Raw genomic sequence first — 12,455 nt, forward strand, 5'->3', positions numbered from 1 at the left:
GTCAAGATTTAGTTGTTGCTAAAATACAATTATTTATAACATATAAAATAGCTTTTGTTTTTTTTGATCACAATCTTTTTAACAGCCTTTTCTGCAGAATCAAAATCAAAAACAAATCAACAAAACACAATACACTAAAAAACAACAACTTAAACCAAACAGAATCTGAAATTATTTTTTTGGCACAGTAATTGGATATTCCCTAACAACTAATTTTTTAATATTATTTGCCATGAAAGCGCACCTACTTATACTAGCATTTTTAACCATTGGATTTAGTTCTTGTTCTGCACAAAACCAAGCCACTGTTTATGCAAAAAATTCAGACATTAGCGACAACTTAGATTTAAGAGCGGTTGCTTCAATGTTTGGGGAATCAGCCAATCTTCAAGATTTTGAAAGAAGATTGAATGATCCAAAATACCAAATATCAAACCTTGACTTAAATGGAGACGATCAAGTTGATTATTTACGAGTGATTGAATCTGTTGAAAACAGAACTCACGTTGTAATTATTCAAGCTGTTTTAGACCGTGATGTTTATCAAGATGTCGCAACAATCGATGTTGAAAGAGACAATTACAACAAAGTTAGCGTTCAGGTTGTAGGAAACGCATATTTGTATGGCGCAAACTACATTTATGAACCTGTTTACAATGTTGTTCCGGTGATCTATAGCTCATTTTGGGTTACTAACTACAGACCTTACTGCTCAACTTGGTACTGGGGATACTATCCAACATATTATACAGCATGGAGACCTTACCCAGTTTACAGATATAGAAACAACGTAAATATTTGCATCAACGCAAACTACAGTTACAACTACGTAAATTACAGAAGAAGTTATGTTGCACCTACTATATATGCATCAAGACGTACTTATGGATACGAAAGAATGAGACCAAATTATAGTTTTGCTGAAAGACACGGCAATGTGAACAACAGATATGAATTGGATCAAAGAAGAGTAACCAGCAGACCTTATACTGCTTCTCAAAATACTAACAATCCAGTTAGATCTAGTGCCGGAAGACCTCAATATGGAGAAAACAGAGTATCAGATAGAAGCTATGGTTCTGATAGAAATACAGACAGAAATTACAATAACTCAAGTCGTCCTACAATGAGCAACAGAGAAAATCCTGCTCCTGTAGCGACTCCATCAAGACCAGATTACAGCAGAAACAATTCAGATAACAGAAATTACACTGATAGATCGGCATCACAAAACAATGATTCACCTAGAAGTTATCCTGAAAACAGAAGAATCTCAATGAATGATTCAAACAGCGACAGACCAGTTTCTGTACAAAGAAGTGAGCCTTCAAGAAATTATTCTGAAAACAGAGGAAATTCTGAAAACAGATCTTACAGTTCAAGACCACAAAACGCACAACGTTCTGAGGCGCCAAGAATGAGCCAAGAATCAAGAGGCGGGCAGCCACAAAGAGAAAGCGGATCACGTGGCGGTGGAAACAGAAGAGGTTAATAACAAAATCACATTTTCTAAATAAAAAAAAGAGCACAATTTACCAATTGTGCTTTTTTTTATCTTTTTAATTATAATTGTCGCTAATTTGTTTTAAAACAGTAAATTTGCAACCGTCTTTTATAAAATCAAACATGAGCGCAGCGCATAAAAACTTACATAGTAAGTTGTCTATTGGTGGTCTATTGATCACATTAGGAATCATTTATGGAGATATTGGTACTTCTCCGTTATATGTAATGAAAGCCATTCTTGGTGAATACGCGATAAATTCAGATATTGTTTTAGGAGGTATTTCCTGTGTATTTTGGACTCTTACTCTTCAAACTACAATAAAATATGTACTTATTACACTAAGTGCTGACAATCATGGTGAAGGTGGAATTTTTGCTCTTTACGCTTTAGTTAAAAAAACAAAAATTCAATGGCTCATTGTACCCGCCATTATTGGAGGAAGTGCGCTATTAGCCGACGGAATCATTACACCGCCCATCTCTATTTCATCTGCAGTTGAAGGAATCCGAGCATTCTATCCGACAATGGAAACCGAAACCATTATTTCGATTGTAATTGCCATTCTATTTATTTTATTCACGATACAGCAATTTGGAACAAAATTGGTTGGGAAATTTTTCGCGCCAATGATGTTGATTTGGTTTGCAATGTTGGGAACTTTGGGAGCAATTCAGATCTTTCATTATCCCGAAGTTATCAAAGCAGTAAATCCATATTATGCTTACCATTTATTATCGATTCATCCTGACGGTTTTTTTGTTCTTGGCTTTGTATTTCTTTGTACAACAGGAGCTGAAGCTTTGTACTCTGATATGGGACACTGCGGCAGAAAAAACATTCGTATCAGCTGGATTTTTGTAAAAGCAACTTTAGTATTAAACTACTTTGGTCAGGCTGCATATTTAACTCATCATGAAGGAAGCACTTTACAACAATTAGGTGGCGAAAACGGAAACCCGTTTTATTTGATTATGCCACATTGGTTTCTTCCATTCGGTATTGTAGTCGCAACTTTAGCAGCCGTAATTGCTTCACAAGCACTTATTAGCGGTTCATTTACTTTGATTAATGAAGCGATGCGTCTGAATTTCTGGCCAAAGGTAAAAATCAAATATCCTACTGAAGTTAAAGGGCAATTATACATTCCTTCAATTAACTGGTTATTGTTTTTTGGTTGTGTTGGAATCGTATTGCACTTCGAAAAATCAGGAAATATGGAGCATGCTTATGGTCTTGCCATTATTTTATGTATGATCATGACTACTATTTTGCTGAATTATTATTTGATTATGAAACGTGTAAAACTGTACTTTATGGTACCGCTGATTACGATTTATTTATTGATTGAATTCAGTTTCCTTTTTGCAAATATTACCAAGTTTGCCGAAGGAGGTTACGTAACTCTGATTATTGCAATACTTTTGATTTCGATTATGACGATTTGGTATTTAGCTAAGAAAATCAATAAAAACTATACTAAAGTGATCAAAATCGACGATTATAAAAAGGTATTAGTCGAATTGAGCAGGGATTTATCGATTCCAAAATATGCGACGCATTTAGTTTACATGACGAATGCCAATCGTGTTGATGAATTGGAGGAAAAAGTAATTTATTCGATTTTGCAAAAACGTCCAAAAAGAGCTGATATTTATTGGTTCGTACACGTAAATGTTCTTGGCGAGCCTTATAAAACAGAATACAAAGTAACTGAAATTGCCAAAGACGACATTTACAGAATTGACTTTAATTTAGGATTTAGAGAGCCTACAAAAATCAATTTAATGTTTAGAGAAGTTATTCGTGACATGGTGAAACGCGGCGAAGTAGATATCACGAGCCGTTATGAATCTTTGAACAAAAACAATATTATTGGAGACTTTAAATTTGTATTGTCTGAGAAATTCCTATCAAACGATAATGATTTAAGATGGCATGAAAATATTATCATGAACTCTTATTTCTTCATCAAAAAATTGAGTTTGTCTGAAGAAAGAGCATTTGGTTTAGATAGCAGTTCGGTTAAAATCGAAAAATTCCCGATGGTGCTTCACGCTCCTGAAAACATTGGCTTGACCCGAATTATAAAAAACTAACTGTTTATAAAATATTTCCAAAAAACACTCTTTTAAAACTTTATCAGAGTGTTTTTTTTCTTTTCAAATGAAAGTCAAGTGAACAATCAAAATTAAAAATTTAACTTTCAATCAATTAATAGTACCTTTGCAACTCAAATTAGAGAAATGAGATTACACAGAAATTTAGTTTATACTACCATCGATTCTTTAAATGCTATTTTCAACGAAGGAGAATATGCAGATAAAGTGGTAGCTAGAGCATTAAAAAAAGACAAACGTTGGGGAAGTTCTGACAGGAAGTTTGTTGCTGAAACCATATACGAAATTGTTCGCTGGAAACGTCTATATGCAGAAATTGCCGAGGTAAAAGAACCTTACGACAGAGATAACTTATGGAGAATGTTTGCGGTTTGGGCAGTTTTAAGAGGCTATCCAATTCCAGATTGGAGACAATTAGAAGGAACTCCTGAACGAAAAATAAAAGGCCGTTTTGACGAACTTTCAAAAGTTAGAGCTTTAAAAGAATCTATTCCAGATTGGATGGATGAATTGGGTGTGAAAGAATTAGGCGAAAAAGTTTGGGCAAAAGAAATTGCGGCTCAAAATCAACCGGCTAAAGTTATCTTAAGAACCAATACACTTAAAGGAACTAAAGAAAACCTAAGAAACACGTTGATGGATTTAAATATCGAAACTGAATATTTAAAAGATCAGCCGGAAGCTTTAGTTTTAAAAGAAAGAGCAAACGTATTTTTAACAGACGCTTTTAAAGAAGGTCTGTTTGAAGTTCAAGATGCCAACTCGCAATTAGTTGCTGGTTTCTTAGATGTTCAGCCAGGAATGCGTGTTGTCGATACATGTGCTGGAGCGGGCGGAAAAACATTGCATATGGCTTCGTTAATGAACAATAAAGGGCAATTGATTGCGATGGATTTGTATGAAAGCAAATTGAAGCAATTAAAATTAAGAGCAAAAAGAAATGGCGCTTTTAATATTGAATACCGAATTATCGACAGCACGAAAGTGATCAAAAAACTGCACGAAAAAGCAGATCGTGTTTTGATCGATGCTCCTTGTAGCGGATTAGGTGTTTTGAAAAGAAACCCTGATTCAAAATGGAAATTGCAACCTGAATTTATCGATAATATTCGCAAAGTGCAGAGCGAAGTATTAGAAAGCTATTCTAAAATTGTAAAACCGGGCGGAAAATTAGTTTATGCAACATGTTCTGTTTTGCCTTCTGAAAATCAAGAACAGGTTGAAAAATTCCTAAAAACTGAAATCGGGCAACAATTCAAATTTATTGAAGACCGAAAAATGCTGGCTTCTGAATCTGGTTTCGACGGGTTCTATATGGCACTTTTGGAACGTAAAAAATAAACATATTAAATTCCAATATTAAAATTCCAAATTCCAATTATTGGAATTAATCAATAAAAAAATCCCCAAATTCCAATCTTAATTATTGGAATTTGGGATTTTTTTATTGTAATTTTTACGATTGTAAAGAGGGCTTTCTTAGCAACTTTCCATTTTCATTTTCTTTAAATTTCGGAACAAAAACAATTTCTTTTGGTTTCTCGAATTTTCCTAAAACATCAAAAAAATCAGGAGCAAAATCTTGCTTCTCACCTTCGATTACCAAAATCAATTTTTCACCTAAAACAGAATCAGGAACTCCAGTTACAAAAAATCGATTTGAAATTTTCCCAACTAATTTAGCTTCAATTTGTTCAGGAATCAGCTTCACTCCTCCACTATTGATCACATTGTCAATTCTTCCTAAGAAAACAAATTGTTTATCGTTTATCAATTCAACCAAATCATTAGTAACAATTGGCTCATCAGAAATAGAAGAAACATAAATTACCAGACAACCACGATCATCTTTTTCAATTTTCACATTCGGCAAAATCGAAAAAGCGCTTTCTCCAACCTTTTTGGCCGCAATATGCGTAATGGTTTCCGTCATTCCATACGTCTCATATATTTCGCCGTTTAGTTTTAACAATTCTGCTTCAAGAGCCGAATCGATTTTGGCACCACCAATAATTAGCTTTTTTACATTTTTCAGTTTATCAATTGAATTTTGGACCTGTAGCGGAACCATTGCGACAAAATCATATTTTTCAGAATTAAAAGCCAAAGGTTCTGTACTTGGTGCTTTGACGTCGATATCAAGCCCCAAAATTAAACTTCTCACCAGCATCATTTTGCCTGCAATAAACTGAGTTGGTAAACACAATAAAGCTCTATCTCCCGGCTCCAAACCAAAAAAATCTCCCGTTGCCAAAGCTGATTGAATCATGGCTTGTTTTTCTAATCTCACTAATTTTGGAAGTCCAGTAGTTCCAGAAGTCGTCATTTCGATATAATCTTTATTATCAAACCAGTCCAAAAGAAATTCACCTATCGCGCGCTCATAAATATCCCCTTCTTTTATAAAGCTGTATCCAACACGGCATAAATCTTTTGCATTTAAATGATATCCGTTTATTTTAAAATAATTATGTACATTCTTATGTGTTAACTGCGTCATGATTATAAAATTAAAAGATTCTTAAATATTTATGTTACCAGTCAATTTTTCTTTCCAATTTGCCCATTTATACTTTTTGCTGAAAATAAGCAACAGTATAGGATAAACAATCACCACGGGCAATATTACATCAAGTCCTGCGGAAGGTTCAGACATATCTTTGAAAATGGAATGCGTTTGAAAAACAGTCCAATCTGACGTAACGAGCAAAGCGCCGGTCAAATTATTCGCGGCATGAAAACCAAGAGCCAATTCGATTCCTTCATCCATTAGTGTAATCACGCCTAAAAACAAACCTGTCCCGATGTAATAAAACATAATGACATATCCCATTTTTGCGACTTCGGGATTAAAAATATGCATGGATCCAAAAATCAGAGAAGTCATCATTAGCGGAAACCATCGATTTTTGGCCAAATTGGCAAACCCTTGCATCAAATAACCTCTAAAAACATATTCTTCGGTACTGGTTTGAATCGGAATGAGCAATGTTGCAATTACAACTAAAATCAAAAAAGGGACTAACTTAAAATTCCATATAAACTTCTCAGGATCTTTTAAATAGATCGCCCAAAAACTCAAGCCCGAAAAAATAGCCCAAATGATAAATGAAAACAAAATACGATTCCAATCTACTTTTTTTCTTGATGTTGTAACCGACAAAAGTGTCTGTTTATGAAGGTATTTTACAACAAAACAAACCCCTGCAAACGCAAAAACAAAAGAAATCATAACCAAAAACAAAGTCAAGTTTGGCTCAAACACTTTCAAAACTGCATTCTCTTGTGTTGGAATTTCTGTTTTATTCTTAAAACTAGAATAAAGAATAGCTACGGAAAGCGGAATTTGGCCAACAAACGAAGCCGCTATGATAATAACTGACCCAATGAGATACAGAAAAAATTTATTATGAGGTTTAATTCCTTGTTCTAAAAACATGTAATATAATTTTAAAATGAGAATTCAGTTTAATAAGTAAGTATTACTTTTGGCATTGCGAAAATACCTATTTTTTGCGTTAACTATCTTACAATATTTAAATATAACAAAATGATACAAATTTACCATAATCCTAGATGTGGAAAATCACGAAGCTGTCTAGCTTTTATTGATCAGTCAAAACAAGAATTTGAAATTATTCCTTATTTGACTGAAACGCCAAACTTTGATGAATTGAAAGAATTGCTTAAAAAATTAAATTTAGAACCTATTCAACTCGTTCGCATTAAAGAAAATATCTGGATTGAAAATTATAAGGGAAAAAATTTGAGCAACGACGAAATTATTCAAGCTATGGTCGAAAATCCAATTTTGATTGAACGCCCAATTGTCGTTAAAGACGGTAAAGCCATCATTGGGAGAGATCTTGATTTAGTCGCTGACTTTTTAGATTAATTACAAATTATTCAAATTAACATTTTTTTGTGATTTCCTCTTTAAACCTGGAGCCATATTTGGTGTCTAAAGAGCAAATGAAACCAAAAATAACAATGAAAAAAATCAAATTTGCTGTATTGCTTGTGCTTTTTTTTGCAAGTTTTTACAACTATGCACAACAGGCGCCTCCTGGTAAAAACAAGGTAAAAGTTACTGGAAAAGTTTTTGAAAAGGTTAGCAAACAACCACTTGAATACGCTACAATATCGCTTATGGCACCAAACGACACAAAGGTTGTTGCTGGCGGAATCACCAATCCAAAAGGTGAATTTGAAGTTGCTGTAGCACCTGGAACTTATGATATCAAGGTAGAATTCATTTCATTTAAATCAACTGAAATCAAAGGAAAAAATATTTCTGGCGACACTAATTTAGGCGTTGTAAATTTATCAGAAGATGCAGCACAATTGAATGAAGTTGTCGTTCGTGCAGAAAAATCGACTGTAGAAATAAAACTAGATAAAAAAGTTTACAGCGTGGGTCAAGACATGATGGTAAAAGGAGGGACTGTAAGTGACGTTCTTGACAATGTGCCATCTGTTTCTGTTGATACTGAAGGAAACGTAAGTTTGAGAGGAAGTGACAATATTAGAATTTTAATTGACGGACGACCTTCAAACGCTATTAATATTGCAGAAGCTTTACGTCAACTTCCTGCTGACGCAATTGACAAAGTAGAAGTTATCACCAATCCATCGGCTCGTTATGATGCTGAAGGTGGATCTGGATTAATCAATATCATTCTTAAAAAAGGAAAAAATCAAGGTTTTAACGGAACTTTTATCGCCTCGACAGGTATTCCTGAAACTTACGGATTAAGTGGTAATTTAAACTACAAAACCGAAAAATTAAATTACTTCACCACTTTAGGATATAATCACAGAACAAATGAAGGTGCTGGTTTAACCAACACTGAATATTTGAATGCTGACGGAACGCCTAAAGGTTTCCTTGATGAAGACCGCGACACTAAAAGAGAATCTGACGGTTTTAATGGAAGAGCCGGAATCGAATGGACTGTAGCACCAAACACCTATTGGACAAATGCTATTAACTACCAAAAAAATTCAGGCGACACAAGAGACTTGATTAATTATTACAATTACGATGCTGCTCACGCTTTTACAGGAACTTCTTTCCGTCTAAACAATGGAGATACAGGAAGCCAAAACGTTGAGTACACTTCGAACTTAATCAAAAACTTCAACGATAAAGGACATAAACTTACTGCCGATTTATCTATTTCTAAAAACGACGACAACAGCAATAGTACGATTACTGCTTCGCCAAACTATAATACTACTTTAAACGATCAAGTTCAAAAGCAGGTATTATTTCAAGCTGATTATGTTTTGCCATTAGGAAAAGGAAGTCAGTTTGAAGCTGGATATAAAGGAAGTTTTGGAGATTTGAACAACGAATATTTTGTAACTGATGAAAATGGCGCTAAAGATCCAAATCTGTCAAATACTTTAGAATACAAAGAAAACATCAATGCTCTTTACACGCAATATGGTTTCAAAGTAAATAAATTCTCGTACTTATTTGGTCTTCGTTGGGAGGATACAAATATCCATGTAAATTTATTAGAGACGAATGATTTCAACACTAAAAAATACAACAACTTGTTCCCAAGTGCATTTATTAGTTATGAACTTTCAGACCAAAGCAGTTTTTCAGCTAGTTACAGCAAGCGTTTAACAAGACCAAGAGGACGTTTCATGAATCCAGCGGTAAACTATTCAAGTAATATCAATATTTTTCAGGGAAATCCTGATCTAGATCCATCATTGACAGACAAATATGATATTGGATATATTAAACGTTGGGATAAATTAACGTTCAATACATCTGCTTATTTTGAAGACACAAAAGATGTTTTCAGTTTTGTCCGTACGCCAAACGGAAATGTAGTAAACGGCATTCCGGTTATTTTAAACCGTCCGATCAATCTTGGAAAAGAGCAAAAATTTGGTTTTGAATTTACTTTAAATTATACACCATTTAAAATCTGGAGAATCAACAGTAACTTCAACTTTTACAACGTAAAAACAACTGGAGAAAACACTTATGTTGATTTCAACGGAAATACAGTAATACAAAATCTTGACAATCAAGCCAACACTTGGTTTGCGAGAATCAACTCAAAATTGACTTTGCCATACAAAATCGATTGGCAGTTGAGTGCAAACTACAACGGTTCACAAAAAACAGCTCAAGGAAAAAACCTAGATATGTTTGGTATGAACACAGCACTCAGTAAAGATGTCTTAAAAGACAAAGCAACGGTTGCTTTCAACATCAGCGATATTTTCAACTCAAGAATTATGAGATCATATACGTATCTTCAAAATTCGACAACACTTGAAAGCCAAACCGCTTATAGCGAAATGCAGTTCCGTAAACGTCAATTCAACTTATCGTTTACGTACCGTTTCAACAAGCCTAAAGGTGAAAGAGACAAAAATGCAGCTCCAAGAGAAGGAGACGGCGGAGGAGAATTCCCTGGATAATATTGGTTAAATTCCAAATATTTAAAAATCCAAATTCTAAGTTTAAAACTGGAATTTGGATTTTTTTTTAAATGAATCCTAATTTATACAGAAACCCGACAGGTTTTTAAAACCTGTCGGGTTTAATACTTCAACTGGATTTGGAATTTGTAATTTGATCCCGAAACCTCGGGATGGAATTTGGAATTTCCTTTTTTTAGAATAAAAAAAAAAAAAAGGACTCACAATAGTGGTCCTTTTTTATGAAATCAATTTAAAATTAAATTGATTGTTCTTCTTGTCTTCTTTTAGCTCTCTTTTCTTTGAACATTTCCCAGCTAGCACCCGTAACCCAATAAGATACGAAACCAACCAAGAAAAACATTAACCAAAACCCTATAGTTAGTATGGTTAAGAAAAGTAAAAAGCCTAAGTACTGTGAAAATTCAAACATGTTTTCCGGAATTTTTGAATGTTACGACAAATGTAGCGTATAAATTCGTCCTTGGCAATAAAAACTAAATCAATTTTCGTTAAATAACATTTATCCGTATATTTATACTCATTTTAAATAAGGATTTTTTCCGAATATTATTCAACTCTCTAATTAAGAAGAATATGAGTATTTTAAGGAGCTGATACCTGCTGTCCGCTATATCTTTTTGTTTTTAAAGAAAAAACAAAAAGGATGTCGCTCCCATCAGGGCTATGGCACTCGTTTTCAAAAGAAATTTATAAAAAAAAAATCCGTTTCAATCAGCGTTTTACGAAGTAAATCAGCGTCATCCGCGTTCCATTTACCTCAACAGATATAACTCACATTTTCCAAATAACATTTTACAAACAACATAATGAAATACAGAATAGAAAAAGACACCATGGGCGAAGTTCAAGTCCCAGCCGATAAATATTGGGGTGCACAAACAGAACGTTCCCGAAACAATTTTAAAATAGGAAACGCCGCTTCGATGCCAAAAGAAATCATTGAAGGTTTTGCCTATCTAAAAAAAGCAGCGGCTTATGCCAACTACGACTTAGGCATTTTGCCAATCGAAAAAAGAGACGCCATTGCAAAAGTTTGCGACGAGATTTTAGCAGGAGAATTAGACGATCAGTTTCCGCTAGTAATTTGGCAGACGGGCTCAGGAACGCAAAGCAATATGAATGTCAACGAGGTTATCGCCAACCGCGCTCAGGTTTTGAAAGGCTTTGAAATTGGCGAAGGCGAACAATTCATAAAAGCAAACGATGATGTAAACAAATCACAATCATCAAACGACACCTTCCCTACCGGAATGCATATTGCGGCATACAAAATGGTTGTAGAAACCACTATTCCAGGAGTTGAAAAACTGCACGCCACTTTAGTAAAAAAGGCAACCGAATTTAAAGAAGTTGTTAAAATTGGCCGTACACATTTAATGGATGCAACTCCGCTTACACTCGGACAAGAAATTTCAGGTTATGCCGCACAATTAGCCTTCGGATTAAAAGCTTTAAAAAATACTTTAACACATTTATCTGAAATTGCTTTAGGTGGAACCGCCGTCGGAACCGGATTAAACACTCCAAAAGGTTACGACGTAAAAGTAGCAGAATACATTGCCAAATTCACCAATCATCCTTTTGTAACAGCAGAAAACAAATTTGAAGCTTTGGCAGCACATGACGCCATTGTAGAAACGCACGGAGCTTTGAAACAATTGGCCGTTTCATTAAATAAAATTGCAAATGATGTGAGAATGCTGGCTTCTGGTCCGCGTTCTGGAATTGGCGAAATCCACATTCCCGAAAATGAGCCTGGATCATCAATCATGCCAGGAAAAGTAAATCCAACACAATGCGAAGCTTTAACAATGGTTTGTGCGCAAGTTATTGGAAACGACATGGCAATTGCTGTTGGCGGCATGCAAGGGCATTACGAACTGAATGTTTTCAAACCTGTTATGGCTGCAAACTTTTTGCAATCGGCAAGATTATTGGGTGACGCCTGCGTATCATTTGATGAACATTGTGCGCAAGGAATCGAGCCAAATTACAAACGCATCAAAGAGTTGGTAGATAATTCATTAATGCTCGTTACGGCTTTAAATACAAAAATCGGTTATTATAAAGCTGCTGAAATAGCCCAAACAGCTCATAAAAACGGAACAACTTTAAAAGATGAAGCGGTCCGTTTAGGATATGTTTCAGCTGAAGATTTTGACGCTTGGGTAAAACCTGAGGATATGGTTTAGTTTTAAATGTTAATTATGAATGGTTAATTATTAATGATCACTATTCCGATAAAAAAATATGCATTGTCTGACGACTGAGCGAAGTCGAAGCCTTTTTATGCTTGAAGCCCTTCGAATTCGCTCAGGGTGACAAATAAAACAAAAGCCTGAAATATCAATTTCAGG

Annotated in this window: 8 protein-coding genes; 6 read left to right on the plus strand and 2 right to left on the minus strand. The window is 34.6% G+C overall.

Going from position 1 to position 12,455, the window contains the following annotated elements:
* Nucleotides 1–232: 232 nt before the first annotated feature.
* The 3 genes from SCB73_RS00395 (at nt 233) to SCB73_RS00405 (ending at nt 4,965) form a co-directional block, all read left to right on the plus strand.
* On the plus strand, nt 233–1,492 hold the full coding sequence (locus SCB73_RS00395) for a hypothetical protein (protein WP_320568226.1): 1,260 nt from the start codon (nt 233–235) through the stop codon (nt 1,490–1,492).
* A 134-nt stretch (nt 1,493–1,626) separates the two neighbouring features.
* Nucleotides 1,627–3,603 carry a KUP/HAK/KT family potassium transporter gene (locus tag SCB73_RS00400; protein WP_320568227.1) on the plus strand — a complete coding sequence of 659 codons (1,977 nt, stop codon included), beginning with the start codon at nt 1,627–1,629 and terminating at the stop codon, nt 3,601–3,603.
* 147 nt (nt 3,604–3,750) lie between these two features.
* Nucleotides 3,751–4,965: an RsmB/NOP family class I SAM-dependent RNA methyltransferase gene (locus SCB73_RS00405; protein ID WP_320568228.1), complete on the plus strand. Its 1,215-nt coding sequence runs from the start codon at nt 3,751–3,753 to the stop codon at nt 4,963–4,965.
* 115 nt (nt 4,966–5,080) lie between these two features.
* Here SCB73_RS00405 and SCB73_RS00410 read toward each other — a convergent pair whose 3' ends face one another.
* On the minus strand, nt 5,081–6,124 hold the full coding sequence (locus tag SCB73_RS00410; protein ID WP_320568229.1) for an AMP-binding protein: 1,044 nt from the start codon (nt 6,122–6,124) through the stop codon (nt 5,081–5,083).
* Nucleotides 6,125–6,145: 21 nt separating this feature from the next.
* The gene (locus SCB73_RS00415) at nt 6,146–7,063 is read right to left on the minus strand and encodes a CPBP family intramembrane glutamic endopeptidase (protein WP_320568230.1); all 918 of its coding nucleotides are present in this window, start codon (nt 7,061–7,063) and stop codon (nt 6,146–6,148) included.
* Nucleotides 7,064–7,174: 111 nt separating this feature from the next.
* Between SCB73_RS00415 and arsC the strand changes: the two genes are divergently transcribed.
* From arsC to fumC, 3 genes are all read left to right on the plus strand, one after another.
* Complete coding sequence (gene arsC / locus SCB73_RS00420; RefSeq protein WP_320568231.1) at nt 7,175–7,519, plus strand: arsenate reductase (glutaredoxin); 345 nt, start codon at nt 7,175–7,177, stop codon at nt 7,517–7,519.
* A 95-nt stretch (nt 7,520–7,614) separates the two neighbouring features.
* A complete protein-coding gene (locus SCB73_RS00425; protein ID WP_320568232.1) occupies nt 7,615–10,074 on the plus strand; it encodes a TonB-dependent receptor in 2,460 nt (819 codons plus the stop codon).
* Between the two features lie 830 nt (nt 10,075–10,904).
* On the plus strand, nt 10,905–12,290 hold the full coding sequence (gene fumC / locus SCB73_RS00430) for a class II fumarate hydratase (protein ID WP_320568233.1): 1,386 nt from the start codon (nt 10,905–10,907) through the stop codon (nt 12,288–12,290).
* Nucleotides 12,291–12,455 lie beyond the last annotated feature (165 nt).

It is taken from the genome of Flavobacterium sp. KACC 22761, from assembly GCF_034058155.1.
Classification (GTDB): Bacteria; Bacteroidota; Bacteroidia; order Flavobacteriales; family Flavobacteriaceae; genus Flavobacterium.